General features: G+C 60.8%; 29 protein-coding genes. 2 read left to right on the top strand and 27 right to left on the bottom strand.

What is annotated here, in order from left to right; all coding sequences use genetic code 11:
- Positions 1-6 precede the first annotated feature (6 nt).
- Both fliK and AC3WWR_RS14995 read left to right on the top strand, forming a co-directional pair.
- Entirely contained in the window at positions 7-1,575 is a 1,569-nt protein-coding gene (gene fliK, locus AC3WWR_RS15000) for a flagellar hook-length control protein FliK (RefSeq protein ID WP_151140988.1), read from the top strand.
- Positions 1,572-1,901, top strand: coding sequence for an EscU/YscU/HrcU family type III secretion system export apparatus switch protein (locus AC3WWR_RS14995; RefSeq protein WP_151140986.1), 330 nt, complete (start codon positions 1,572-1,574; stop codon positions 1,899-1,901). Before fliK ends, AC3WWR_RS14995 begins: the two co-directional genes overlap by 4 nt.
- 69 nt (positions 1,902-1,970) lie before the next feature.
- Here AC3WWR_RS14995 and AC3WWR_RS14990 read toward each other — a convergent pair whose 3' ends face one another.
- The 27 genes from AC3WWR_RS14990 to AC3WWR_RS14860 form a co-directional block, all read right to left on the bottom strand.
- Positions 1,971-2,234: a hypothetical protein gene (locus tag AC3WWR_RS14990; RefSeq protein ID WP_492598834.1), complete on the bottom strand. Its 264-nt coding sequence runs from the start codon at positions 2,232-2,234 to the stop codon at positions 1,971-1,973.
- A 649-nt stretch (positions 2,235-2,883) separates the two neighbouring features.
- The gene (locus AC3WWR_RS14985) at positions 2,884-3,276 is read right to left on the bottom strand and encodes a DUF2802 domain-containing protein (RefSeq protein ID WP_020796980.1); all 393 of its coding nucleotides are present in this window, start codon (positions 3,274-3,276) and stop codon (positions 2,884-2,886) included.
- Positions 3,277-3,762, bottom strand: coding sequence for a chemotaxis protein CheW (locus AC3WWR_RS14980; RefSeq protein WP_007980742.1), 486 nt, complete (start codon positions 3,760-3,762; stop codon positions 3,277-3,279).
- Between the two features lie 42 nt (positions 3,763-3,804).
- Positions 3,805-4,728 (bottom strand): CheW domain-containing protein, encoded by a 924-nt coding sequence (locus AC3WWR_RS14975; protein ID WP_492598833.1) that lies wholly within the window; start codon positions 4,726-4,728, stop codon positions 3,805-3,807.
- A 117-nt stretch (positions 4,729-4,845) separates the two neighbouring features.
- Positions 4,846-5,634 (bottom strand): ParA family protein, encoded by a 789-nt coding sequence (locus AC3WWR_RS14970; RefSeq protein WP_046819343.1) that lies wholly within the window; start codon positions 5,632-5,634, stop codon positions 4,846-4,848.
- A 42-nt stretch (positions 5,635-5,676) separates the two neighbouring features.
- A complete protein-coding gene (gene motD, locus AC3WWR_RS14965; protein WP_020796977.1) occupies positions 5,677-6,567 on the bottom strand; it encodes a flagellar motor protein MotD in 891 nt (296 codons plus the stop codon).
- Between the two features lie 15 nt (positions 6,568-6,582).
- Positions 6,583-7,323 carry a flagellar motor protein gene (locus AC3WWR_RS14960; protein ID WP_020796976.1) on the bottom strand — a complete coding sequence of 247 codons (741 nt, stop codon included), beginning with the start codon at positions 7,321-7,323 and terminating at the stop codon, positions 6,583-6,585.
- Entirely contained in the window at positions 7,323-8,465 is a 1,143-nt protein-coding gene (locus AC3WWR_RS14955) for a protein-glutamate methylesterase/protein-glutamine glutaminase (protein WP_020797022.1), read from the bottom strand. The genes AC3WWR_RS14960 and AC3WWR_RS14955 overlap by 1 nt, the downstream gene beginning before the upstream one ends.
- Before the next feature lie 51 nt (positions 8,466-8,516).
- Positions 8,517-10,781 carry a chemotaxis protein CheA gene (locus AC3WWR_RS14950; RefSeq protein WP_492598832.1) on the bottom strand — a complete coding sequence of 755 codons (2,265 nt, stop codon included), beginning with the start codon at positions 10,779-10,781 and terminating at the stop codon, positions 8,517-8,519.
- Between the two features lie 45 nt (positions 10,782-10,826).
- Entirely contained in the window at positions 10,827-11,615 is a 789-nt protein-coding gene (locus tag AC3WWR_RS14945; protein WP_020796974.1) for a protein phosphatase CheZ, read from the bottom strand.
- Positions 11,616-11,634: 19 nt separating this feature from the next.
- Positions 11,635-12,006: a chemotaxis response regulator CheY gene (locus tag AC3WWR_RS14940; RefSeq protein ID WP_003183998.1), complete on the bottom strand. Its 372-nt coding sequence runs from the start codon at positions 12,004-12,006 to the stop codon at positions 11,635-11,637.
- A 166-nt stretch (positions 12,007-12,172) separates the two neighbouring features.
- Entirely contained in the window at positions 12,173-12,913 is a 741-nt protein-coding gene (fliA, locus tag AC3WWR_RS14935; RefSeq protein WP_008001745.1) for an RNA polymerase sigma factor FliA, read from the bottom strand.
- The gene (gene fleN, locus AC3WWR_RS14930; protein ID WP_007975361.1) at positions 12,910-13,740 is read right to left on the bottom strand and encodes a flagellar synthesis regulator FleN; all 831 of its coding nucleotides are present in this window, start codon (positions 13,738-13,740) and stop codon (positions 12,910-12,912) included. The genes fliA and fleN overlap by 4 nt, the downstream gene beginning before the upstream one ends.
- A 116-nt stretch (positions 13,741-13,856) precedes the next feature.
- Positions 13,857-15,188, bottom strand: a complete 1,332-nt coding sequence (gene flhF, locus AC3WWR_RS14925) for a flagellar biosynthesis GTPase FlhF (protein WP_083348439.1) — start codon at positions 15,186-15,188, stop codon at positions 13,857-13,859.
- An 11-nt stretch (positions 15,189-15,199) separates the two neighbouring features.
- Positions 15,200-17,329 (bottom strand): flagellar biosynthesis protein FlhA, encoded by a 2,130-nt coding sequence (gene flhA / locus AC3WWR_RS14920; protein ID WP_020796972.1) that lies wholly within the window; start codon positions 17,327-17,329, stop codon positions 15,200-15,202.
- Between the two features lie 215 nt (positions 17,330-17,544).
- A complete protein-coding gene (gene flhB, locus AC3WWR_RS14915; protein WP_492598831.1) occupies positions 17,545-18,684 on the bottom strand; it encodes a flagellar biosynthesis protein FlhB in 1,140 nt (379 codons plus the stop codon).
- A gap of 3 nt (positions 18,685-18,687) precedes the next feature.
- Positions 18,688-19,473 carry a flagellar biosynthetic protein FliR gene (gene fliR / locus AC3WWR_RS14910; RefSeq protein ID WP_008058628.1) on the bottom strand — a complete coding sequence of 262 codons (786 nt, stop codon included), beginning with the start codon at positions 19,471-19,473 and terminating at the stop codon, positions 18,688-18,690.
- 3 nt (positions 19,474-19,476) lie between these two features.
- The gene (fliQ, locus tag AC3WWR_RS14905) at positions 19,477-19,746 is read right to left on the bottom strand and encodes a flagellar biosynthesis protein FliQ (protein ID WP_020796969.1); all 270 of its coding nucleotides are present in this window, start codon (positions 19,744-19,746) and stop codon (positions 19,477-19,479) included.
- Positions 19,743-20,501: a flagellar type III secretion system pore protein FliP gene (gene fliP, locus AC3WWR_RS14900; RefSeq protein ID WP_020796968.1), complete on the bottom strand. Its 759-nt coding sequence runs from the start codon at positions 20,499-20,501 to the stop codon at positions 19,743-19,745. The genes fliQ and fliP overlap by 4 nt, the downstream gene beginning before the upstream one ends.
- Positions 20,501-20,953, bottom strand: coding sequence for a flagellar biosynthetic protein FliO (gene fliO, locus AC3WWR_RS14895; RefSeq protein WP_492598830.1), 453 nt, complete (start codon positions 20,951-20,953; stop codon positions 20,501-20,503). The genes fliP and fliO overlap by 1 nt, the downstream gene beginning before the upstream one ends.
- On the bottom strand, positions 20,954-21,412 hold the full coding sequence (gene fliN / locus AC3WWR_RS14890) for a flagellar motor switch protein FliN (RefSeq protein ID WP_020796966.1): 459 nt from the start codon (positions 21,410-21,412) through the stop codon (positions 20,954-20,956).
- Positions 21,413-21,476: 64 nt separating this feature from the next.
- Positions 21,477-22,445 carry a flagellar motor switch protein FliM gene (gene fliM, locus AC3WWR_RS14885; RefSeq protein ID WP_020796965.1) on the bottom strand — a complete coding sequence of 323 codons (969 nt, stop codon included), beginning with the start codon at positions 22,443-22,445 and terminating at the stop codon, positions 21,477-21,479.
- A 9-nt stretch (positions 22,446-22,454) separates the two neighbouring features.
- Complete coding sequence (fliL, locus tag AC3WWR_RS14880; RefSeq protein WP_432669178.1) at positions 22,455-22,955, bottom strand: flagellar basal body-associated protein FliL; 501 nt, start codon at positions 22,953-22,955, stop codon at positions 22,455-22,457.
- A 165-nt stretch (positions 22,956-23,120) separates the two neighbouring features.
- On the bottom strand, positions 23,121-24,410 hold the full coding sequence (locus AC3WWR_RS14875; protein ID WP_492598829.1) for a flagellar hook-length control protein FliK: 1,290 nt from the start codon (positions 24,408-24,410) through the stop codon (positions 23,121-23,123).
- Between the two features lie 101 nt (positions 24,411-24,511).
- Positions 24,512-24,862: an Hpt domain-containing protein gene (locus tag AC3WWR_RS14870; protein ID WP_492598828.1), complete on the bottom strand. Its 351-nt coding sequence runs from the start codon at positions 24,860-24,862 to the stop codon at positions 24,512-24,514.
- Positions 24,863-24,892: 30 nt separating this feature from the next.
- Positions 24,893-26,599, bottom strand: coding sequence for an ATP-binding SpoIIE family protein phosphatase (locus tag AC3WWR_RS14865; protein ID WP_188265336.1), 1,707 nt, complete (start codon positions 26,597-26,599; stop codon positions 24,893-24,895).
- Positions 26,600-26,604: 5 nt separating this feature from the next.
- Positions 26,605-26,904 (bottom strand): STAS domain-containing protein, encoded by a 300-nt coding sequence (locus AC3WWR_RS14860; RefSeq protein ID WP_110746148.1) that lies wholly within the window; start codon positions 26,902-26,904, stop codon positions 26,605-26,607.
- Positions 26,905-26,923: the final 19 nt, after the last annotated feature.

The following is a 26,923-nucleotide window of genomic DNA, read 5'->3' as shown; positions in this document are numbered from 1 at the left end:
CCGCGTATGACAGGCGAAATGAACATCCTCCCCCTACCGCAGGCCACCGCGACGACCCCGCGTGCGCCAGCGGTCAGTGGCGAGTTGCTCAAGCTGCTGACGCCGATGGAGGGCCTGATCAGCGCAGGCCAGACCGCCAAAGCTGAAGTGCTGTCGCTCAAACAGGCGGATCAGGCCTTTCAATTGCTGCTCAAGCTCACTCTCGAGAGCGGCCGGCAGACCACGCTCCAGGCCATCAGCAATCAACCCCTGGCCCAAGGCAGCAGCATCGCGGTTACCCAGCCTTCGGCGGGCAACCTGGCGGTCACCGTGCAGCAAGCTATCGCCGCCAGCGTCGCCACCCTCACCCGTATCGACACTGCGAAAATGCCGGTGGGCACCCTGCTGCAGGGTAAGGTGCTGACCTCCCAGGTGTTGCCGACTGTACCGGGGCAAGCCACGGTGTTTCGCTCGATGGTCAGCCTGCTCAATACAGCGCTGAGCGGCAGCACCCTCAGCATCGACAGCTCGCAACCGTTGCGCATCGGCACGTTGCTCAGCGCACAGGTACAGGATGGCCAGACCCTCAAGTTCGTGCCCTTGAGCAGCCGCCAGGAGCAACTGGCCGTGACCCAGCAATTGCTCAGCCAACAAAGCCGCCAGGGTTCGCTGGATAGTTTGCTCAAACAGCTGCAAAACCTGCCAGCCTCGACGCAGACTTCAAGCGAGCTGCGCACGGCCGTGGACAGATTGCTCGCCGGGCTGCCGGACATCCAGCAATTGAGCAGCGCCAAAGGCCTGGCCCAGGCGCTGGCCAGCAGCGGAGCCTTCCTGGAGTCGAAATTGCTGGGCGGCCAGAACCTGGCGCCCGACATGAAAGGCGACCTGCTCAAACTGATCGGCCAGTTGTCATCCGGGCTGCCGGCCAGCACCCAGCTCAGTGCGATCATCGCCGCCAACACCCTGGCCCAGGCCATGCCGAGTTTCGTGCGCAATGCCCTGGGCATGCTCGGCCAGGTCAGCGCCAAGCCGTCGCCGACTGGTTTTCCGTTGCCTGAGCGGCTGTTGCAAAGCGCCGACGGCGAAGACGACCTGGAGCATCTGTTGCGCCTGGCCGCTGCGGCGGTCTCACGCCTGCAAAGCCACCAACTGTCGAGCCTTGAGCAGTCCGGCGTCACACCGGATGGGCGATTGATGAGTACCTGGCAGTTGGAGATTCCGATGCGCAACCTGCAGGACATCGTGCCGTTGCAGGTCAAGTTCCAGCGCGAGGAGGCCCCCGAAAGAGAACAACCCAAGGAACGCCAGGAGGAACGAGCGCCCAAGCAACAACTGTGGCGCATCGAACTGGCGTTCGACATGGAACCGCTCGGGCCGTTGCAGGTTCAGGCACAACTGATCCAGGGCAGCCTCAGCAGCCAGCTCTGGGCCGAACGCGCCTACACCGCCAGCCTGATTGAAAGCAACCTGGCGGCATTGCGCCAGCGAATGCTGGCCGCCGGGCTGAACGTCGGCGATCTCGACTGCCACCTCGGCAAACCACCCCAAGGTCCGCAAACCCGTCTCGAACAACGCTGGGTCGACGAAAACGCATGAAAAACCCCAACGCTCCCCGCCAGGCCATCGCCCTCAAGTACGACGGCACCCACGCCCCTACCCTCTCGGCCAAGGGCGACGAAGAACTGGCGGAAGAAATCCTGCGCATCGCTCGCGACTGCGAAGTGCCGATCTATGAGAACGCCGAACTGGTGAGCCTGCTGGCGCGGATGGAGTTGGGGGACAGTATTCCGCAGGAGCTTTATCTGACGGTTGCCGAGATCATTGCGTTTGCGTGGAATTTGAAGGGTAAGTTTCCGGTGGGGCAGGACCCGGATGGAGGGATAGTGGAACGCGATATAACTGAGCGGGGGGATAATTATTAAAACGACAACGTGTTGGCTGCCACTCATTTGAAGTGACAGCCATCGTGACAACTTTGAGCAATACCTCAATCAGGCATCGCTATCACTTACTTCCGGCCTAATATCACCCGCAATTCTTCTACCTTGCATTGTGTAGATATTAAAAGAAATACGTGAACCAACAAGTGGCAACAGATATTCCATGCCCATTAAGTCACGCCCGCGCAGTTCACAGAGAACACCATTAAATGAGGCCCGAACTGTTCCTTTCGCGCCGGCCGTTATGGTCAAACACGGATACTCCAACTCAAAAGTCTCGACGAATCCTGTATAACGAGTTAGTTCCTGCTCCATGCTATATAATCCTTAAAATAGAAATCAATAAATTAGTTATCGAACCAACTACGTAAGTTCGACGACAAAATTAAGGTTCCTGATAAAACAGCGCAACTATCAAAAGTAATGTAATAGCAAATGGCTACGACCGGACATCAAGCCATTGATAAGTCCTACCCCGAGCGCAGACCACGCCACCGCCGTGGTTTCATTGGCTCGCTCGGTATGCATTGCCTCCTGGCAGCCACTGTAGTAACGCCAGGCAAAGAAACACTAATACACAATCAACACCTTGATCGTGCCTCCCAGCACCAAACCCTCCCTTGAGTTCCCCACTGTGATTCGGGTAGAAACGCTTTGCCACCTACCCACCCTGAATTTATGCCGAGCACATACACCGAGAGCGGTATTGCAACGCCTTTGGTGTGATTCAGCGAGGCCAGGGAAATCACCACGAATATCGCTGGCATGATTCGCAATGACTTTTTCGATACCTTATTCTTGAAACAGGCAATGGCATGGAAGACTGTTGAGGGTTGTAGAACGCCATCGTAGGAATACCGCCCGGACCAAGCCCCTGGCGCTGCGCGTCACACCCTGGAAGCGGAACGCGGAGCGTCCCTGGAGGCGTTCCCACGCAGAGCGTGGGAACGATCCGGGTGTACGCTCAGTTCTTATGCACCTTGCTCATCAACTCCGCCTCGGCCTGGGTCAGGCCACAAGACTGGGTCAGTTCGTCGACACTGGCACCCATACCGACCAGCTTCGCCGCCTGGTCAAACGACAGGCTCTTGGGATCGCGCTGTTCCAGTCGGGTGAGTTTGTCCGGCAATGGCGCGACGAGCGTGCGCAATTCATGCAGCTCTTCGCCCATGCGCACATTGCCATCCTGGTAGTTGTCGACGCGCCTGCCCAGGTCCTTGATGCGCTGGTCACGCTGCGCATCGCCCTGGGCCTGTTGCGCGGCGATCAGCTTTTGCCCACGGATGTAGGACAAGAACATTGCCAGCGTGCCTGCCCAGAACAGGAACAGGACAATCACCGCCACCTCTAGAATCAATCAGATACTCTCCAGTTCCGACCATTCTTCTTCGCTCATCATCTTGTCGAGTTCGACCAGGATCAGCAGTTCGTTGTTCTTGTTGCACACGCCTTGAATGAACTTGGCGGACTCTTCGTTACCGACGTTCGGCGCTGTCTCGATTTCCGACTGACGCAGGTAAACCACTTCGGCCACGCTGTCGACCATGATCCCCACCACTTGCTTGTCGGCTTCGATGATGACGATGCGGGTGTTGTCGCTGATTTCGGCATTCATCAGGCCGAAGCGCTGGCGGGTGTCGATCACGGTGACCACGTTGCCGCGCAGGTTGATGATGCCCAGCACATAGCTCGGAGCGCCCGGTACCGGGGCGATTTCGGTGTAGCGCAGGACTTCCTGGACGCGCATCACGTTGATGCCGTAGGTTTCGTTGTCCAGCTTGAAGGTGACCCATTGCAGGATCGGATCTTCGGAACCCTTTGCCGCCGTCGCCTTGTCATTCATACCCTGATCCCCTCAAGAAACCGCCCTGGCGGTATTGTTCTGTTATGTAGGTTTATGCGGCGGCTTGGTGCCACCCATGTGCCGGGCTCCACCGCTGGCAATCAATTCGGCCAGTTCGGAAACATCGAGCAATGCACACATGTGTTCAATCACCGTGCCCGCCAGCCATGGCCGCTGGCCACGGTGACTGCGCCATTTGATTTCGTTCGGGTCCAGGCGCAACGAGCGACTGACCTGATGCACTGCCAGCCCCCACTCGTAGCCCTGGACGGAAATCACGTATTGCAGACCCTGCTTGAAGTCCTCGCGGTAGCGGTCGGGCATGACCCAGCGTGCCGTGTCCAAAACCTTCAGGTTGCCCGCCTGGCTCGGCAGGATGCCGAGGAACCACTCCGGCTGGCCGAACAGCGACGTCAGTTCATGACCGGCCAGTGGATAGATCGAACCCAGGCACACCAGCGGCACTGCCAGGGTCAACCCGGCGACATCGAACAACAGGCATTCGAAGGGCTCGGCCGCCCAGGCCGGACGACCGTCGGTTTCTGCCGGTGGCGGCGTGTTGGCGGGTGGCAGGTGGACTTCGACCACGGGTGGTACCCGCACCTGTTGCACTTCGACAGGGGCAGGAACCAAAATTTCTGGTTCGTCCATGGCCGGCGGCGCCAAGGCTTGCAGCAAGGGTGCGATAGTCGAGACCGGTGCCAGAACGGGTGCCGGGCTGTCGACCACGGCGACGGGTGCCTGCGGAATAGGCGCTGCCACTTGTGAGGTCGCCACTACGGCATCGCGAGCTTGCTCTTCAAGCACCGCAGCCTGGAATTCATCCAGCGCGGCTTCAACCTCGACCACCTCGGGAGGGGCTTCGAAGGGCGGCGCAAGTTCCTCAGTAATGTCTTGCAGCAGGCTGTCCAGATAAGACTGCAGCGCCAGTTGCGGGCGCGATGTGATCTTCAATGGCCGGTTCATGGGCGCGCACCTGTAGGAGCTGCCGCAGGCTGCGATCTTTTAGCGATTTCAGACGCGCCGCAAAGCCAGATCAAAAGATCGCAGCCTGCGGCAGCTCCTACAGGGATCGGTGTCATTTTATGCCACCTGCGCGACGAGTTGGGCCGCCAGCAGATGCTTGAGCAGCGCGCGGTAGGCAACGACGCCACGGCTCTTGCCGTCGAATTGCGAAGGCGTCAGCCCCGCCCGACTGGCATCGCGCAGGCGTGTGTCGACCGGGATGTAGCCCTGCCAGATCTCTTCTGGAAACTTATCGCGCAACACCCGCAGCGTACCGAGGGACGCCTGGGTGCGGCGATCGAACAGGGTCGGCACGATGGTGAACGGCAAGGCTTGCTTGCGCGAACGATTGATCATCGCCAGGGTGTTGACCATGCGCTCCAGGCCTTTGACCGCCAGGTGTTCGGTCTGCACCGGAATCACCAGTTGCTGGCTCGCCGCCAAGGCATTGACCATCAGCACCCCGAGCAGTGGCGGGCTGTCGATCACGGCGTAATCGAAGTCCTGCCATAACTGCGCCAGGCTCTTGGCGATCACCAGGCCCAGGCCACTCTGGCCCGGCGACTGGCGTTCAAGGGTGGCCAGCGCGGTACTCGATGGCAACAGCGAAATGGACTCGTGACTGGTGGGCAGCAACAACTGACCGGGCAGGCCCTGGGGCACGCTGCCTTTATGCAGGAACAAGTCGTAGTTGCTGTGTTCCAGGCTGTCGGGGTCATAACCGAAATAGCTGGTCATGGAGCCGTGGGGGTCGAGGTCGACCACGACCACGCGCTTGCCCGCCTCGGCCAGTAACCCGGCTAGAGCGATGGAGGAAGTGGTTTTACCGACACCACCCTTTTGATTGGCGACTGCCCAGACTCTCATTCGATTGTTCCTCCCGCCCGAACGGATCGACCGGGAATTAGCTCAACGTGTTAATGCGGGTGACGGAGAATTGACGGCGTTCTCTCGTACCGGCGACATGACCTTGGTCGGTGCAGTTTGTGTGCCAGCACGCTTCAACGCGGCATCCGGTTGTGCATTGGCCGCTCCGGTTGCCGTGAGGCTGCGACGTATGTCCAGGTTGCGTGACACCACCAGCACCACGCGACGGTTGCGCGCGCGGCCCTCGGCCGTGGCGTTATTGGCCACTGGCTGGAACTCGCCATACCCCACCGATGCCAAGCGACCAGGGTTTACCCCTTGCATCGCCAGCATGCGCACGATGCTGGCCGAGCGCGCCGAAGACAGTTCCCAGTTGGTGGGATACTGCGCGGTGCGAATCGGTTGGTCGTCGGTGAAGCCCTCGACGTGGATCGGGTTGTCGAACGGCTTCAGGATCGCCGCTACCTTGTCGATGATGTTGAAGGCAATGTCACTGGGCATGGCATCGCCGCTGCCGAACAACAGGCTGGAATTGAGTTCGATCTCGACCCACAACTCGTTGCCGCGCACGGTCATTTGATTGGAGCTGATCAGGTCGCCAAAGGCCGCGCTGATGTCATCGGCAATGCTTTTAAGCGGATCGCTGGCACCCGAGACACCGGCATCGACCTGGTCGCTGTCCTTGACCAATGGCTTGGCCGGAGTCACGGTCTTCGGCCGCTCGTCACCGATGGGGATCGGCTTGAGCGCACGATCGCTATCGGTAAAGACGCCGACCAGCGCCTCGGAAATGACCTTGTACTTGCCTTCGTTGATCGACGAAATCGAGTACATCACCACGAAAAACGCGAAGAGCAAGGTGATGAAGTCGGCGTAGGAAACCAGCCAACGTTCATGATTTACATGTTCATCATGTTGACGACGACGAGCCATAGTCCATTACCCCCATCAATCCATGAAGCCCTGGAGCTTCAACTCGATAGAGCGCGGGTTTTCACCTTCGGCGATCGACAGGATTCCTTCCAGCAACATTTCGCGATAACGCGACTGGCGCAACGCGATGGACTTGAGCTTGGCGGCAATCGGCAGCAACACCAGGTTGGCACTGGCCACGCCATAGATGGTGGCGACGAAGGCCACGGCGATGCCATTGCCCAGCTGCGACGGATCGCCCAGGTTGCCCATGACGTGAATCAGGCCCATCACCGCACCGATGATGCCGATGGTCGGCGCATAACCGCCCATGCTTTCGAAGACCTTGGCGGCTTCGATGTCGCGGCTTTCCTGGGTGTAGAAGTCCACCTCCAGAATGCTGCGGATCGCTTCCGGCTCGGCGCCATCGACCAACAACTGCAGGCCTTTGCGCGAGTAGTTGTCGGGTTCGGCATCGGCCACCCCTTCGAGCCCGAGCAGGCCTTCCTTGCGGGCGGTCAGGCTCCAGTTGACGACGCGATCGATGCCACCGGCCAGGTCGACCCGCGGAGGAAACAGGATCCACGCCAGAATTTGCATGGCCCGCTTGAAGGCGCTCATGGGCGATTGCAACAACGCCGCGCCAATGGTCCCGCCCAGCACGATCAACGCGGCCGGTCCGTTGGCCAGCGCACCGATATGCCCGCCTTCGAGGTAGTTGCCGCCAATGATGGCGACGAACGCCATGATGATGCCGATGAGACTTAAAACGTCCATCAGACGCAGGCCTCGACGATGTGCCGGCCGATGTCGTCCAGCGCATACACTGCGTCGGCCAGTTCGGCCTTGACGATGGCCATGGGCATGCCATAGATCACGCAGCTGGCTTCATCCTGGGCCCAGATCGAACTGCCGCTCTGCTTGAGCAGGCGCGCGCCTTCGCGACCGTCCGCGCCCATGCCGGTCAGTACCACCGCCAGAACTTTGTCGCCATAGGACTTGGCCGCCGAACCGAAGGTGATGTCCACGCACGGCTTGTAGTTCAAGCGCTCGTCGCCCGGGAGGATTTTCACCGCTCCCCGGCCGTCGATCATCATTTGCTTGCCACCAGGCGCCAACAACGCCAGGCCCGGACGCAGGATGTCGCCGTCCTCGGCTTCCTTGACGCTGATCCGGCAAAGCTTGTCCAGGCGTTCGGCGAACGCCTTGGTAAAGGCCGCCGGCATGTGCTGGACCAGCACGATCGGTGCGGGGAAGTTGGCTGGCAGCTGGGTCAATACCCGCTGCAAGGCCACCGGGCCGCCGGTGGACGTGCCGATAGCCAGCAACTTGTAGGCTTTGCGTTTCGGCGCTGGCGACGACGGAGCCTGCGCAGGTGCACGGGCCGGGATCGGTGCGGGAGACGGGCGCACAAGCGCGCTGCTGCCATAACCAATGCTGCTCGATGGCGTTGGCGTTGGCGTTGGCACTGGAGTCGGTGCTACCACCGGCGCCGGCGCACTGTAGCTGCTGACACGACGATTACTGCGCGAGATGCTGAGAATCTTCTCGCACAGCAGTTGCTTGACCTTCTCGGGGTTGCGCGAGATGTCTTCGAAGTTCTTCGGCAGGAAGTCCACCGCGCCGGCATCCAGCGCGTCCAGGGTGACCCGGGCGCCTTCGTGGGTCAGCGACGAAAACATCAGGACCGGGGTCGGGCAGCGCTGCATGATATGCCGTACCGCGGTGATGCCGTCCATCATCGGCATCTCGTAGTCCATGGTGATCACGTCCGGCTTGAGGGCCAACGCCTGATCAATCGCCTCTTTGCCGTTGGTCGCCGTGCCGACGACCTGGATATTCGGATCCGCGGAAAGAATTTCCGAGACGCGGCGGCGGAAAAAACCCGAATCGTCCACCACCAGGACCTTGACTGCCATAAACACTCCATTAGACGCAGCGAGGCGTCAGTCGCCACCGCTGCGCCAGAATCAAATACGCCGTGCGGCGTAACGCTTGAGCATGCTCGGAACATCGAGAATCAGCGCGATGCGGCCGTCACCGGTAATGGTGGCGCCCGACATGCCCGGGGTTCCCTGGAGCATTTTGCCCAATGGCTTGATGACCACTTCTTCCTGGCCCACCAACTGGTCGACGACAAAGCCGATCCGCTGGGTGCCCACCGAAAGGATCACCACATGGCCTTCGCGCTGCTCTTCGTGAGCGGCGGAGCTGACCAGCCAGCGCTTGAGATAGAACAACGGCAGTGCCTTGTCCCGCACGATCACCACTTCCTGGCCGTCCACCACGTTGGTGCGCGACAGGTCGAGGTGGAAAATCTCGTTGACGTTCACCAGCGGGAAGGCGAACGCCTGGTTGCCGAGCATGACCATGAGGGTTGGCATGATCGCCAGGGTCAGCGGCACCTTGATGACGATCTTCGATCCCTGGCCCTTGGCCGAGTAGATGTTGATCGAACCGTTGAGCTGGGAGATCTTGGTTTTCACCACATCCATGCCCACGCCACGACCCGACACGTCGGAGATCTCGGTCTTGGTCGAGAAGCCCGGGGCGAAGATCAGGTTGTAGCACTCGGTATCGCTCAGGCGGTCGGCCGCGTCCTTGTCCATCACACCGCGTTTTACCGCGATGGCACGCAGGACGTTGGGGTCCATGCCTTTGCCATCATCGGAAATCGACAACAGGATGTGATCGCCTTCCTGCTCGGCCGCCAGGATCACCTTGCCGCCACGGGCCTTGCCCGACGCTTCGCGCTCTTCCGGCGATTCGATGCCGTGGTCGACCGCGTTGCGCACCAGGTGGACCAGCGGGTCGGCCAGGGCTTCGACCAGGTTCTTGTCGAGGTCGGTGTCTTCGCCGACCAGTTCCAGGTTGATCTCTTTCTTGAGCTGGCGCGCCAGGTCGCGAACCAGGCGCGGGAAGCGTCCGAACACTTTCTTGATCGGCTGCATCCGGGTCTTCATGACCGCCGTCTGCAGGTCGGCCGTGACCACGTCGAGGTTCGACACGGCCTTGGACATGGCTTCGTCGGCACTGTTGGCGCCCAGGCGCACCAGGCGGTTACGCACCAGCACCAACTCGCCGACCATGTTCATGATCTCGTCGAGCCGTGCGGTATCGACCCGCACGGTGGTCTCGGCTTCACTGGCCGGTTTTTCCGCAGGCGGCGCGGCCGGAGTTCGGGCCGCGACTGGTGCTGCGGCTGCCGGCGCTTTGGCTTGCGGTTCGGGCGCCTTGGCAACGGGCTTGGGTGCGACAACCTTGGCGGTCGATGCCGCCACGGAGGCGTTCGAGCTGCTGGCCGTTGTCGCGGTGCCGACTTCGCTGAACTTGCCTTTGCCGTGCAATTCGTCGAGCAGTGCCTCGAATTCATGATCGCTGATCAGATCACTGCCGGCCGCCGCTGCGGTTGGCGCTGCCGGTGCTGGAACAGAGGCAATGGCCGACTCCAGCGCCTCAACGGCAAAGTTACCCTTGCCATGCAGCTGGTCGAGCAAGGCCTCGAATTCTTCGTCGGTGATGTCGGCGCTATCGCCCGCCTCTTTCGCCGCTGACGCCTCTGGCGGCGCGGCGGGTGCCGGGGCCACTGCATCGACGGCGAACTTGCCCTTGCCGTGCAGTTGATCGAGCAACGACTCGAACTCGGCGTCGGTAATTTCGTCGCTGGCAGGCACTTCGCTGGCGGGTGCTGGAACAACTGCCGGCGCCTCGGCCTGAGCCTTCACGGCGTTCAGCGAGTCCAGCAATTGTTCGAATTCGTTATCGGTGATATCGCCTGAATCGGCAGCAACCACAGGCGCTTCGACCTCTGGAGCAACAGGCGCAGCAGCCACTTCGTCAGCCGATTGCGGCTCGGCCAGACGCGCCAGTGCCGCCAGCAGCTCAGGTGTTGCAGCCGTGACCGGACTACGCTCGCGCACTTCGCTGAACATGCCGTTCACCGCATCCAGCGCTTCGAGGACCACGTCCATCAATTCCGAGTCGACGCGACGTTCGCCCTTGCGCAGGATGTCGAACACGTTCTCGGCGATGTGGCAGCACTCCACCAGCTCGTTGAGCTGGAGGAAGCCGGCGCCCCCTTTTACAGTGTGAAAACCGCGAAAAATTGCATTGAGCAAGTCCGCATCATCCGGACGGCTTTCCAGCTCGACCAGTTGCTCGGACAGTTGCTCTAGAATCTCGCCGGCCTCAACCAGGAAATCCTGAAGGATCTCTTCATCGGCGCCGAAGCTCATTAAGGGGGTGCTCCTACAGGTCTAAAAACCCAAAAAACCTGAACTTTAAAAACCCAGGCTGGATAGCAAATCGTCCACATCGTCCTGACCGGACATAACGTCTTCTCTTTTATCGGCATGAATCTGCGGACCTTCACCCTTGGAGAGATGTTTTTGTGGATCTTTTTCTGCAAGCATTGCCGCACGGTCATGTTCGATGCCCGCAAAGCGGTCCACCTGACTGGCCATCAGCACGAGCTTGAGCAGGTTGCTTTCCACTTCGGTGACCAGTTGGGTCACACGCTTGATCACCTGGCCGGTAAGGTCCTGGTAATCCTGGGCGAGCAGAATGTCGTTGAGGTTGCTGGACACGGCGCGATTGTCTGCGCTGCTGCGCGCCAGGAAACCATCGACGCGCCGGGCCAGTTCACGAAACTCTTCGGCCCCGACTTCGCGCCGCATGAACCGTCCCCAGTCGGCGCTCAAGCCCTGCGCCTCTTCAGCCAGGCCGTTGACCAATGGCGTGGCGTTTTCCACCAGGTCCATGGTGCGGTTGGCGGCGGCTTCCGTCAGTTTGACCACATACCCCAGGCGCTCGGTGGCGTCGGTGATCTGTGACACTTCCTCGGCTTGCGGCATGTGCGGGTCAATCTGGAAATTGACGATCGCGCTATGCAGCTCGCGGGTGAGCTTGCCCACTTCCTGATACAAGCCACGGTCACGGGTCTGGTTGAGCTCATGGATCAATTGCACAGCATCGCCGAACCTGCCCTTTTCAAGGCTCGCGACCAATTCAACGGCGTGTTTTTTCAGGGTCGATTCAAAATCGCCCTGGGATGACTCGTTATGCTCCATAGCTCCCCCGTGGCGCAGTTCAACCGATGCGTTCGAAAATCTTCTCGATTTTTTCTTTCAACGCCTGGGCCGTGAAGGGTTTGACCACATAGCCATTTACGCCGGCCTGGGCCGCTTCGATGATCTGCTCGCGCTTGGCTTCGGCAGTCACCATCAGCACTGGCAGGTGCTTGAGTTTTTCATCGGCGCGCACATGACGCAGCAGATCGATACCGGTCATGCCAGGCATGTTCCAGTCCGTCACCAGAAAGTCGATGCTCCCGCTGTTGAGTACCGGAATGGCGGTAGTGCCATCGTCGGCCTCGACCGTGTTGGTGAACCCAAGGTCACGCAACAGGTTCTTGATGATCCGCCGCATCGTTGAGAAGTCATCAACGATGAGGATTTTCATGTTCTTGTCCAATTCGACCTCCAAGCAGACTAAAACGCGCCCAGCACCTGGACACGCCATTTCTATCAATCTGGCAAAACACTCGATGACTGTTTGGGATACAACGGATCGAGACCGGCGCGGTTCATTACCCCACCAGCCGCGTCGCAGTGCCCCCACACTGCCTTCAGCGCGCTCGCCACTCTCCCAGACGCCCCCGCAAACGGGCCGCGCACTGGCTGTGTAACTGGCTGACCCGGGATTCGCTGACCCCCAGGACTTCGCCGATTTCCTTGAGATTCAATTCTTCGTCGTAATACAACGCCAACACCAATCGCTCGCGCTCCGGCAAGTTGGCGATCGCGTCCGCCAGCGCCGCCTGGAAGCGTTCATCTTCCAGATCGCGAGACGGTTCCAGATGCGCACTGGCGCCATCCTCGTGCAGCCCTTCGTGTTCGCCGTCCTGCAACAGGTCGTCGAAACTGAACAGCCGACTGCCCAGGGTGTCGTTCAAAATCCCGTAGTAATCGTCAAGACTCAATTGGAGTTCGGCCGCAACTTCGTGATCTTTAGCGTCACGCCCGGTTTTAGCTTCAATCGAGCGAATCGCGTCGCTGACCATCCGCGTATTGCGGTGGACCGAACGAGGCGCCCAGTCGCCCTTGCGCACTTCATCGAGCATGGCGCCGCGGATGCGGATGCCCGCGTAGGTTTCGAAACTCGCGCCTTTGCTGGCGTCGTATTTGGTCGAGACTTCCAGCAGGCCGATCATCCCGGCCTGGATCAGGTCTTCGACCTGGACACTGGCCGGCAGTCGTGCCAGCAAGTGATAGGCAATGCGTTTAACCAGCGGCGCGTAACGCTCGATCAGCTCGTACTGCGCGTCACGCGCCGATGCCTTGTAGAGGTTGTAACCGCTTGCGGTCATAGCACGGGTCCTGCCGTCTGTTGCACGAGGCGCTCGACGAAGAATTCCAGGTGCCCGCGCGGGTTGGCGGGCAGTGGCCAGGTATCGACCTTCTGCGCGATCGCCTTGAATGCCAGCGAGCACTTGGAGCGCGGGAAGGCCTCGTAGACGGCGCGCTGCTTCTGCACGGCCTTGCGCACGCTTTCGTCGTACGGCACCGCACCGACATATTGCAAGGCGACGTCGAGGAAGCGGTCGGTGACCTTGGTCAACTTGGCGAACAGGTTGCGCCCTTCCTGGGGGCTCTGCGCCATGTTGGCCAGCACCCGGAAACGGTTCATGCCGTAATCGCGGTTGAGCAATTTGATCAACGCGTAGGCGTCAGTGATCGAGGTCGGCTCGTCGCAGACCACCAGCAACACTTCCTGGGCCGCGCGCACGAAGCTGACCACCGACTCGCCAATGCCCGCAGCGGTGTCGATCACCAGCACGTCGAGATTGTCGCCAATGTCGCTGAAGGCCTGGATCAGGCCGGCATGCTGCGCCGGGCTCAAGTGAACCATGCTCTGGGTGCCGGACGCCGCCGGAACGATGCGGATGCCGCCGGGCCCCTGCAACAGCACGTCGCGCAATTCACAGCGGCCTTCAATCACGTCGGCCAGGGTACGTTTGGGTGTCAGCCCCAACAGAACGTCGACATTCGCCAGCCCAAGGTCAGCGTCCAGCAACATGACGCGCCGGCCAAGCTCAGCCAAAGCCAGGGACAAGTTCACTGACACGTTAGTTTTGCCGACGCCACCTTTGCCGCCGGTCACCGCGATCACCTGTACAGGATGCATGCTGCCCATGTTATTTCTTTACCTTGTTCTGCATAGACGGGGCCACATAACTGGCTGCGCGTTCACAATCGGAACAATGCATGGCAGGCCATCGATGTAGGGTATAAAAACTATTCATTGTTACCTCAGCCAACCTGCTTGGTCGGACTGTGGTAGATATCAGCGAACATGTCAGCCATGGCCTCTTCGCTGGGTTCTTCCTGCATTTGCACGCTGACGGCCCGACTGACCAGTTGATGACGACGCGGCAGATGCAGATCATCTGGAATCCGCGGGCCATCGGTCAGGTAGGCCACCGGCAATTCATGGCTGATGGCCAGACTCAACACTTCGCCCAGACTTGCCGTTTCATCCAGTTTAGTCAGGATGCAGCCAGCGAGCCCGCAACGCTTGTAACTGTGATAAGCAGCGGTTAGAACCTGTTTCTGGCTGGTGGTTGCCAGGACCAGGTAATTTTTTGACTTGATGCCTCGACCGGCCAGGCTTTCGAGCTGCATGCGCAGGGCCGGATCGCTGGCTTGCAGGCCGGCGGTATCGATCAGCACCACGCGCTTGCGCAACAAAGGGTCCAGCGCCTGGACCAATGACTGGTTCGGATCGACGTGGGTCACCGGCACATTGAGGATCCGCCCGAGGGTCTTGAGCTGCTCCTGGGCACCGATGCGAAAGCTGTCCATGCTCACCAGGGCAATGTTCTGCGCGCCGTACTTGAGCACGTAACGGGCCGCCAGCTTGGCCAGGGTGGTGGTCTTGCCCATGCCGGCCGGGCCGACCATGGCAATCACGCCGCCCTCTTCCAGCGGTTCCATTTCCGGCGTGACAATCATCCGCGCCAGGTGCGCCAGCAACATGCGCCAGGCCTGACGGGGTTCTTCAATTTCGCTGACCAGCGCCAGCAGGTCCCGCGACAACGGGCCGGACAGGCCAATGCGCTGCAGGCGACGCCACAGGTTCGCCTGGTCCGGGCGGCTGCCCTGCAGCTGGTTCCAGGCGAGGGAACCGAGTTGTACTTCCATCAGTTCGCGCAGGCTGTTGAGTTCCGAACGCATCGAGTCGAAGACCCGCGTATCGATAGTCGCCGCCGGGGCCGGTGTCGGCGCGGGACGGCGCGGCTCGGCCAGGGTCGGTTCGATCAGCGGCTCGGCAGCCGTCAGCGGCAGGCCGGCAAACAACTGGCGATTAGTGCTCTTGTCGCTATCGCCTTCGCCCTCGCCTCGCAGGCTCAATTCGGCCTGGGCGTTGACGATGCGCGACTGGGTCTTGCGCAGCTCGTCCTCGAGTTCCATGTTCGGAACGCGAGGGGCCAGCGCCGACAGTTGGTAATCCAGGGCAGCCGTAATCTCGACGCCACCGGCGATGCGGCGGTTGCCAATGATCGCGGCATCGGCGCCCAGCTCATCGCGAACCAGCTTCATGGCCTGACGCATATCGGCGGCGAAGAAACGCTTAACTTGCATGAATCACTACCTCAGCCGTTGGGCCCTACTGTCGCAACGATGGTCACTTGCTTGTTGTCAGGAATTTCCTGATAAGCCAACACATGCAAACCCGGGACTGCGAGCCGGCCAAATCGCGAGAGCATCGCGCGAACCGGACCGGCCACCAGCAGAATCACCGGTTGACCTTGCATCTCCTGCCGCTGCGCCGCATCGATCAACGAGCGCTGCAGCTTCTCAGCCATGCTTGGCTCCAGCAGAACCCCCTCTTCAGAGCCTTGTCCTGCCTTCTGCAGACTATTGAGCAATATTTGTTCCAACCTGGGTTCCAGCGTGATCACTGGCAGCTCGGAGTCAGTGCCTACAATGCTTTGCACGATTGCGCGGGATACGCCGACACGCACCGCGGCGACCAGCGCGGCGGTATCTTGACTCTTGCTGGCATTGTTCGCGATGGCTTCGGCAATGCTACGAATGTCGCGTACCGGTACCTGCTCGGCCAATAGCGCTTGCAAGACCTTGAGCAATTGCGACAGTGACAGCACGCCCGGCACCAGCTCTTCGGCCAGCTTCGGCGAGTTTTTCGCCAGCAATTGCATGAGTTGCTGGACTTCTTCGTGGCCGATCAGCTCGCTGGAGTGCTTGTACAGGATCTGGTTCAAGTGGGTGGCCACCACTGTACTGGCATCGACTACGGTGTAGCCAAGCGATTGCGCCTGGGCGCGCTGGCTGATTTCGATCCACACCGCCTCCAGGCCAAAAGCCGGATCTTTGGCGGTAATGCCATTGAGCGTGCCGTAGACCTGCCCCGGGTTGATCGCCAGTTCGCGGTCCGGGTAAATCTCCGCCTCGGCCAGGATCACCCCCATCAGGGTAAGGCGATAGGCACTCGGAGCCAGGTCGAGGTTATCGCGGATGTGAACCGTGGGCATCAGGAAGCCCAGGTCCTGGGACAGCTTTTTGCGCACGCCCTTGATCCGCGCCAGCAATTGCCCGCCCTGGTTGCGGTCCACCAACGGAATCAGGCGATAGCCCACTTCCAGGCCAATCATGTCGATCGGCGTCACGTCATCCCAACCCAGCTCCTTGGTTTCCTGGGCGCGGGCCGGCGATGGCAACAGTTCCTGCTGGCGCTTGACCTCCTGCAGGGCCTGCACCTTGGCGCTGTTCTGCTTTTTCCAGAACAGGTACGCACCGCCCGCTGCCAGGGCCGCCATGGACAGGAAGGAAAAGTGCGGCATGCCGGGCACCAGCCCCATCACCGCCATCAAGCCCGCCGACACCGCCAACGCCTTGGGCGAGGCGAACATCTGCCGATTGATCTGCTTGCCCATATCTTCGGAGCCCGAAGCACGGGTCACCATGATCGCCGCCGCTGTAGATAACAACAGTGATGGCAATTGCGCCACCAAACCGTCACCGATGGTCAACAGGGCGTAAACCTTGCCGGCATCGGCGAAGGTCATGTTGTGCTGGAAGATACCGACCGCCATGCCGCCGATCAGGTTGATGAACAGAATCAACAGGCCGGCGATGGCGTCACCGCGCACGAACTTGCTGGCACCGTCCATCGAGCCATAGAACTCGGCTTCCTGCGCCACTTCCGAACGCCGTGCCTTGGCCTGGTTCTGATCGATCAGGCCGGCGTTGAGGTCGGCGTCGATAGCCATTTGCTTGCCGGGCATCGCATCGAGGGTGAACCGCGCACTCACCTCGGAAATACGCCCGGCGCCTTTGGTCACCACGACGAAGTTGATGATCATCAGGATCGCGAACACCACGATACCGACCACGTAGTTACCGCCGATCACCACCTCGCCGAAGGCCTGGATCACCTTGCCCGCGGCGGCATGACCGTCCTGGCCGTGAAGCATCACTACTCGGGTGGAAGCCACGTTGAGCGCCAGGCGCAAGAGCGTCGCCACCAACAAAATGGTCGGGAACACCGCAAAATCCAGCGGCCGCAAGGCGTAGACGCAGACCAGCAAGACGACAATCGACAACGCGATATTGAACGTGAAAAACACGTCGAGCAGGAACGGCGGCATCGGCAACATCATCATCGCCAACATGACCAGCAGCAACAGCGGCACGCCCAGATTGCCTCGGCTGAGGTCGGCCATGTTCGTGCGGGCACTGTTGATTAACTGAGAGCGATCCACCGGTATTCCCCGTTCCTTTGAAGCAAAACTTTTGACGCCATAAGCTGGCGCAAAGCGGCTATTGCAAGAAGCCTTCCAACTTTCGTGAGGGGTTGAAACAGAGGGATTGGTCGGGAAAAATCAAGTCGCATGGACGGCCGTCTTCGCGAGCAGGCTCGCTCCCACAAGGGGATCGGCCCGGGCAACACTGCTTGTGTACAACACCGATCACGCTGCTAGGAATCCCGGCGCAAATCCGGTGGAATCGGCAAGTCATCCTTGAGTGGGTCCGGGCGCTTGCCCTTGCCCGCGCGGTATTGGCGAATCTGGTAGACGTAGGCCAGTACCTGGGCGACGGCGAGGTACAGGCCGCCAGGGATTTCTTGCTCAAGTTCGGTGGAGTAATAAATCGACCGCGCCAACGCCGGGGACTCCAGCAGCAGAATTTCATTGGCCGTCGCAATCTCGCGAATCTTCAACGCCAGGAAGTCGCTGCCCTTGGCAATCAGCATCGGCGCCCCGCTCTTGTCCGGGTCGTACTTGAGGGCCACGGCATAGTGGGTCGGGTTGGTGATGACCACGTCGGCATCCGGTACCTCCGCCATCATCCGGCGCTGGGACATCTCGCGTTGCAGCTGGCGAATCCGCTGCTTGACCTCCGGCCGCCCCTCCTGGTCCTTGTGCTCATCGCGGATTTCCTGCTTGGTCATCTTGAGCTTCTTGATGCTTTCCCAGATTTGGATCGGCACGTCGACGGCGGCGATGATGATCAGCCCGCAGGCCATCCACAAGGTGCTCCAGCCGACCACTTGCAGGCTGTGGGTGATGGCGCGGTCCAGTGGTTCGTGGGCGATTCGCAGCAGGTCGTCAATGTCCGCCGACAACACCGCCAGGGCCACGAACAGGACGATGAAGAACTTGGCCAGGGCCTTGAGCAGTTCGGTCAGGGCCTTGGCCGAGAACATGCGCTTGAGACCCGCGCCGGGGTTCATGCGGCTGAACTTGGGCGCCATGGTGCCGGTGGAAAACAGCCAGCCACCCAGGGAGATCGGGCCGATCAAGGCGGCCAGCAGCAGGGTGATCATCACCGGCTGGATCGCCAGCAAGGCAATCTGTCCCGAATGCAGGAGGTAGGTGCCCATCGAACGCTGGTCCAGCACCACGTCACGCGACAGGGAAAAATTCAGGCGCATAAGGTCCATCATGTCCTGCGCCAGGGCCCCACCGAAGACCAGCAGCGCACCGGCCCCGGCAAGCATGATCGCCAGGGTATTGAGCTCCTTGGAACGGGCAATCTCACCCTTCTCACGGGCGTCCTTTTTCTTTTTCTCCGTGGGGTCTTCTGTCTTGTCCTGACCGCTTTCGCTCTCAGCCATGCCTCAGCGCGCCTGTGCCAGTTCGCGTAAAAACTGCAAGGCCTCGGAGGCCAGCGGTTGATACTGGTTGAGAATGTCCGCCAGCCCGACCCAGAGGATGAACATCCCGAGCACCAGGGTTAGCGGGAAGCCGATGGAGAAGATGTTCAGTTGCGGCGCGGCGCGGGTCATCACGCCAAACGCGATGTTGACCACCAGCAACGCGGTGATCGCCGGCAGCACCAGCAGCAGCGCCGCGCCGAGCACCCAGCCGAGTTTGCCGGCCAGTTCCCAGTAATGGTTGACCATCAGGCCGCTGCCGACCGGCAAGGTGGTGAAGCTCTCGGTCAGTACCTCGAACACCACCAGATGGCCGTTCATGGAGAGGAACATCAGTGTCACCAGCATGGTGAAGAACTGCCCGATCACCGCCACCGACACGCCGTTGGTGGGATCGACCATCGATGCGAAGCCCATGCCCATCTGGATCGCGACGATCTGTCCCGCCACCACGAAGGCCTGGAAGAACAGTTGCAGGGAGAACCCCAGGATCGCGCCGACGAGGATCTGCTCGGCAATCAGCAGAAGACCGCTCAGGTCCAGCGCATTCACCGGCGGCATCGGCGGCAGGCCCGGCGCGATGACCACAGTGATGGCGAGGGCGAAGTACAGGCGAATGCGCTTGGGTACCAGGGCAGTGCCGAACACTGGCATCACCATCAGCAAGGCGCCGACGCGAAACAGCGGCAACATGAACGTCGCCACCCAGGTACTGATCTGGGTATCGGTCAGCTGCAGCAGCGACGACATGGCTTAGCCGATGACCTGCGGAATACTGCCGTACAGCTGCAGGATGTATTCCATGAACGTCTGCACCAGCCAAGGGCCGGCGACGATCAGCGTTACCAGCATCACCAGCAGGCGCGGCAGGAAGCTCAAGGTCTGTTCGTTGATCTGCGTCGCGGCCTGGAACATCGCCACGACCAGGCCGACCAGCAGACTCGGGATCACCAACACCGCGACCATCAGCGTGGTCAGCCACAAGGCTTCGCGGAAGATATCGACGGCGACTTCCGGCGTCATGGCGACACACCGCCGAAGCTGCTGGCCAAGGTGCCGATGATCAGCGCCCAGCCATCGACCAGCACGAACAGCATGATCTTGAACGGCAGGGAAATGATCAGCGGCGACAGCATCATCATACCCATGGCCATCAGCACACTGGCCACGACCAGGTCGATGATCAGGAACGGGATGAAGATCATGAAGCCGATCTGGAACGCGGTCTTGAGCTCCGAAGTCACGAACGCCGGCACCAGGATGGTCAGCGGCGCCTGGTCCGGCGTGGCAATGTCGGTGCGCTTGGACAGGCGCATGAACAACTCCAGGTCACTGGTGCGCGTCTGGGCCAGCATGAAGTCCTTGATCGGTACCTGGGCCTTGGCCACGGCATCCTGGGCGGTCATCTTTTCCGCCAGGTAGGGTTGCAAGGCATCCTGGTTCACCCGGTCGAACACCGGCGCCATGATGAACATCGTCAGGAACAGCGCCATGCCGGTGAGGATCTGGTTCGACGGCGTCTGCTGCAGGCCCAGGGCCTGACGCAGGATCGAGAAGACGATGATGATCCGGGTGAAGCTGGTCATCAGCATGACGAACGCCGGGATGAAACTCAGCGCGGTCATGATCAGCAGGATCTGCAGGCTGACCGAATATTCCTGGGCACCTTCGGCGTTGGTGCCCAAGGTGATGGCCGGGATCGACAATGGATCGGCGGCTAACGCCAGCGGCGCGGCCAGCATCATGGCCAGGGTCAAGATGATGCGCAGCGCGCCCATTACTTCTTATCCTTCTGATCCTTGCCCATCAACTCCATCAGGCGCTGGGCAAACTCGGGGGTAGCTTTTTCAGTGCCGCTCGGCACCTGCACCGGCTCCTTGAGCACATGCAACGCCGTGATGGTCCCCGAGCTCAGGCCGAGCAGGATCTGTTCGTTGCCGACTTGCACGAGCATCAAGCGATCACGGGGCCCCAGTGCGCGAGAACCGATCAGCTCGATCACCTGCCCCTTGCCGGCCGGCCCGGCCTGTTGCACCCGGCGCAAGAGCCAGGCGAGGAAGAAAATCAGCCCCAGCACCAGCAACAAGCCGAATACCAGTTGCGTCAACTGCCCGGCCACGCCGCTGTTGACCGCGGGCGCGGCGGCGGCATTGGCGACAGGCTCGGCGGCCAGCACAAGGCCTGGCAACGCCAGGGCCAGCCCCGAAAACAACCCCAGGAGCCTTTTCACTCAGCGCAGCTTCTTGATGCGTTCGCTTGGGCTGATCACGTCGGTCAGGCGGATGCCGAACTTCTCGTTGACCACAACCACTTCGCCATGGGCGATCAGGGTGCCGTTGACCAGCACGTCCAGCGGCTCACCAGCCAGGCGATCCAGTTCAATGACCGAGCCCTGGTTGAGCTGCAACAGGTTGCGGATGTTGATGTCGGTGCTGCCGACCTCCATGGAGATCGACACCGGGATATCGAGAATCACGTCCAGGTTCGGGCCTTCGAGGCTCACCGGGTCGTTGTTTTTCGGCACGCTGCCGAACTCTTCCATGGGCAGGCGGTTGGACGAAGAACGGCCAGCATCGGCGGCCAGCAATGCGTCGATATCGGCCTGCCCGGCGTCGCCGGTTTCTTCCAGGGCAGCAGCCCACTCATCAGCTAGCGCCTGATCGTCCAGGGTATTCATATTGTCAGCCATCATTTGTCCTCGGCGAACGACTCTTCAATTAGAAGAGTTGATTAATAGGGGTAATTGCGCCGCCTCAACGGCGCTCGATCGGCTCGATCACTTGCAGTGCAAGGTTGCCCTTGTGCGAACCCATCTTGACCTTGAAGGCCGGCACGCCGTTGGCGCGCATGACCAGCTCTTCCTGCATGTCCACGGGAATCACGTCCCCTGGCTGCATGTGCAGGATGTCGCGCAGCTTCAACTGGCGACGGGCAACGGTGGCGTTGATCGGTACATCGACGTCCATCACGTCCTGGCGCAAGGCATTGACCCAGCGCTCGTCCTGGTCGTCCAGGTCGGACTGGAAGCCGGCATCGAGCATTTCGCGCACCGGTTCGATCATCGAGTAAGGCATGGTCACGTGCAGGTCGCCGCCACCGCCATCGAGTTCGATGTGGAAGGTCGACACTACAATGGCTTCGCTCGGGCCGACGATGTTGGCCATGGCCGGGTTCACTTCCGAGTTGATGTACTCGAAGTTCACCTCCATGATCGCCTGCCAGGCTTCCTTCAAATCGACGAAGGCCTGCTCCAGGACCATGCGCACCACGCGCAACTCGGTCGGGGTGAACTCACGGCCTTCGATCTTGGCGTGGCGACCGTCGCCGCCGAAGAAGTTGTCCACCAGCTTGAACACCAGCTTGGCGTCGAGGATGAACAGCGCCGTGCCGCGCAGCGGCTTGATCTTGACCAGGTTGAGGCTGGTCGGCACGTACAGCGAGTGTACGTATTCGCCGAACTTCATCACCTGCACACCACCGACCGCCACGTCTGCCGAGCGGCGCAGCATGTTGAACATGCTGATGCGCGTGTAGCGGGCAAAACGCTCGTTGATCATTTCCAGCGTCGGCATGCGTCCACGGACGATGCGATCCTGGCTGGTCAGGTCGTAGCTCTTGACGGTGCCGGGTTCGGCAGCGATATCGGTCTGTACCAGACCATCGTCGACGCCATGCAACAGCGCGTCGATCTCATCCTGGGACAGCAGGTCCTGCACGGCCATGTCGTGTTCCTACTGCAGTACGAAATTAGTGAAAAGCAACTGTTCGATCACCACTTTGCCGAGCTCTTTCTGCGCCACTTCCTGGACGCTGGCGGTGGCCTTCTGGCGCAACATTTCCTGGCCGACCGGCGAGGCGAGGGTCGCGAAATCCTGACCGGAGAACAGCATCACCAGATTGTTGCGGATCACCGGCATGTGCACCTTGAGCGCGTCCAGATCCGCCTGGTTGCGCGCAAGCATGGTAATGCTCACTTGCATGTAGCGCTGGCGCCCGTTCTGGTTGTAGTTGGCCACGAACGCCGGGGCCATCGGCTCGAAAACGGCAGGCTGCTTGCCCACGGGGGTGGTTTCGGCCACGACGGCAGGCTTGCTCTGGGCACTGTGCATGAAGTACCAGGTCGCCCCCACGGACAAGCCGATCGCCAGCAACAGCGCCACCACGATCAAGATGATCAGCTTGAGTTTGCCTTTGGTTGCGGGGTCTTTTATTGCTGCGTCGCTCTTCGCCATGCCAATAATCCGTCACTATTCGGTTTTTACAGTCGCGCGACTAGGCAAGAGCAAGTGTTATGCCAGAAGCAAAAGATCGCAGCCTGCGGCAGCTCCTACATTGGACTGCGTACATCCTGTAGGAGCTGCCGAAGGCTGCGATCTTTTAGGGGGCGCCGCGAATTATCAGGCGTAATAATCGACTGCGCTGGAGCCAATCACGCTAGTCGGGCTGGCCGCAACTTGGGTAACGCTGGCCGAAAGCTCGTCATCCATCGAATCAAGGCGACCGCCGCCGGCACTGGCGCGTCCACTCTGCGCCTGCTGTTGCTGCGCCTGGTCCTGGGATCCCCGGGACTGGTCCGAGACGTTGACGTCAACCTGGCCCATGCCCTGCTGGGTGAACATATCGCGCAAACGCTGCATCTGCCCGTCCAGCGCTTCACGCACGCCCGGATGCGCGCTCATGAACGTCACCTGGGTCTGCTGATCGGGCACCATGTTCACCCGAATGTCGAGACGGCCGAGTTCGGCCGGCTGCAACTGGATGTCGGCAGCCTTGAGATTCGCGCTGGACAGGTACATGACCCGATTCACCACTTCTTCGGTCCAGCCGCTCTGATGCATCGCGATGGGCTGGTTGACCGGCAGGGCGTTGGCGGTTTTTGGCGTCGCTGCCTGGGTCAGTGCCGCCAGGCGGTTGGCGAAATCGTCGACCCGGGTATCGCTGCTGGCAGACTTGAGGTCCTTGAGCCCATCATCGATCAGGCCACTGAAGGCCTGGTCGCCGCCCTGGTCGGTACTGTCCTTGTCGGTTTGCACGTCGAGCATGTTTGCCATGCCGGCGGCGAAGGTCTGCGCTGCGGTCCGTGCACCGTCGACCTCTGTCGGAGGTGCCTTGGGTTGTGCCTGGCTTGAGGCCGAGACATGGCCACTCTGCTCCATGGCCATGCGCAGGGCTGGCAGGGCGTCCAGTGGGTCGGCTTCGGGATCGAATCCTGTGTCAGTGGCGGGGACGGCTGGCGGGACGGCTGGCGGGATGACCGCCGCAACGGGCGCTTCGACGGCTGGCTGATCAGCTACAACAGGCGCCGCGACGACAAGCACCGCGGCAGGATCAACCGGCGCCGCTTCGACGCCCCCTGCCTGTTCGTCCGTCGCATCGGCGCTGTCCTGCGTGTCGTCGGCTTGCGCCGGTTTGTCGGCGGGCAAGCTTTTGCCGCTATCGGCAACGACAGGCGTCTCGGCGGCAGCGTTATCCTTGACGCCGTCCTTTTTACCGAAGCTGTCGGCCTTGTGAGGCTGTGGTTTCGAAGCTTCGTCAGCAGCCGGGTTGCGGCCTTGTGCGGCGTACACCTGAGAGAAGCTCGACGCCTTGTCCCCGGGCTCGGCGGCGACCTTCGTGGAAGGGGCGGCGGTGGCCTGACTCTTGGCCTGGGCGGCGGCCTGAAGAAGAGAATTTGGGGTAAAGGGCATGTAACGGTCTCCGCTGCACTGGGATCGTAGGTACAGTTGCAAGAGTTGATTGCAAGGGGCGGGCCAGTTTCGCCTGATGGCGACGAAAAGCGTCGTGCGCCTCAGCTCTCCGCCAGGGACCGTTGCCGCTCAGCTTCGTAAAGAGGCCGAACGATCGCGAACTCAAGTTCGATTGCAGTGATCAGCTCCTGGATTTCGGAGGGCGAAAGCTTTTCAGCATTTTTCTCAAGCTCGTCACATAGCGCGACAAGCTTGACGGCACCCATATTGCTGCTGCTGCCTTTGAAGCTGTGCGCCACGCCTACCAGCTGCGCAGCTTTACCTGCCTCGCGCAACGCTTGAAGGCGCTCTTCGGAATCGGCGAGAAAGGTATCCAGCAACTGCGGATACGCGTCCTCCATGACCTCGCGCAACTCGTTCAGCGCGTCGAGGTCCAGATGTTCATCAGCCACTTGTTCGCTCCTTGATCAAGAATTTATGGATTATGCCAGAGCCTTCCAGAGAAACTCCACGCGGGCACTTCGACCATCGTCAGACCAGCTTGCATTATGACCCAACTGACGGATCAGGCTGATGCCACGTCCAGACAGACGGACAGGATCGACGGGACGTTCCAGTACCCGCCCGACATCAAATCCCTTGCCGCTGTCCTCGACGCGAATTGCCAGGCATCCACCCTCGCCTTGCGGGGTAACCTGTAAATGCACCCGGACATAACCGTCCTCAAGCTCGTCCAGGCGTGCATTGCGCTGTTGATAATAGCGGGTGAAACCCGACACATCGCGCTTAAGGCTGGAATCCAGGCCTAGCACTCCATGCTCCAGGGCGTTGGAGTACAACTCGGCCAGAACGCTGTAGAGCGCCCCGCTTTGAGCCCGCAGACCGTGTACTTCCTGCAACAATTGCAAGAGGTAGGGCAACGGATTGAAGCGCTTGAGCGTTGCAGCGCGAAACTCGAAACTGGCCGACCAGTCCAGAGGGCAGGACTGGCCACTGTCGGAATAGATCGGCAGCGGCGGGCTCGCCTGCGTGGGCGCAGGCAGGCTGACCTCGACCATGCTGACGTCGTCGCGCGCCTCACCACGAAAGTCCCGAAGCGCCTGCTCGATATCCTCGAACAAGGTGTCGGGTTGACGATTGGCGGCAAATACCTGCTGCAATCGCTGCACACCAAACAGCTGCTCATCGGCGTCGCAGGTATCAATCACCCCGTCGGACAACAGGAATATCCGATCACCCAGGGCCATCGGAAATACTTCGGTGCGATCATCGAAGGTTGGCGGGCTCAGCACCCCCAGTGGCAAATGCCGCGCGGTCAGTGGCGTTCGCTCGCCGCTGGCAACGCTGTGCAGGTAGCCGTCCGGCATGCCGCCGTTCCAGACCTCCACCGAGCGATTCTGGACACTCAGGCACAGCATCGTGGCACAACAGAACATGTCCACCGGCAGGATGCGCTTGAGCTTGGCATTCATCTCGCGCAGGGTTTCCGCCAGGCCGTAGCCCTTGGCGGTCATGCCGTAGAAGACTTCGGCCAGGGGCATGGCGCCAACGGCGGCGGGCAGGCCATGGCCGGTGAAATCGCCGAGCAGCACGTGCATGTCCCCTGCCGGGGTGAAGGCGGCCAACAGCAAGTCGCCGTTGAACAATGCGTAAGGCGACTGCAGGTAGCGGATGTTGGGCGCATTCAGGCAGCCGGAATGAGCCACCTTGTCGAACACCGCCTTGGCCACGCGCTGTTCGTTGAGCAAGTATTCATGGTGCCTGGCGATCTGGTCGCGCTGCTGCACGACAGTGGCCTGCAAGCGCCGCAAGCGGTCCATCGCCTTGATTTTGGCGGCGAGGATCACCTGGTTGTAGGGTTTTGCCAGAAAATCGTCACCCCCGACCTCCAGGCAGCGGGCCAATGCCTGGTTTTCCGACAGCGAGGTGAGGAAGATGATCGGCACCAGGGTTTCGCCCGCCAATGCCTTGATTTGCGCGGCCGCCTCGAAGCCATCCATCACCGGCATCATCGCGTCCATCAACACCAGCTGCGGCCGTTGCTGGCGAAACATTTCCACCGCTTCGGCGCCGTTGGCGGCCGTCAGCACTTGATGCCCCTGACGGCGCACGATGCTCGACAACAGCATGCGATCGGCGGCGCTGTCTTCGGCGATCAGGATCGTCAGCGATTCGAGTGCCGGTTGCACAGTGATCAACTGATGTCGAACAGCTTGTCGAAGTTGGAAATGGCGAGGATTTTCCTCACGTCGCAACTGCTGTTGACCACGCGGATATCGGAATCGTCGCCGCCAGCGTGATCTCGCAACAGCAGCAGCATGCCCAGGGCGGAACTGTCGAGGTAGGTGGCTTCCTTCAGATCGACGACGACTTCGGCGAGCGCCTTGTCTTCGTAGGATTGCCGAAATTCCTGATGCTTGGCGAAATCGAATCGTCCCTTGACCGATATCGTCAGCTTTTGCCCATCCGGGGACACTTCTGAAACGACTGACATGTCATGGCTTCCTTGTCGT

Source organism: Pseudomonas sp. EB271-G4-1 (genome assembly GCF_058791355.1).
This window is presented reverse-complemented; position numbering and strand designations above follow the sequence as displayed.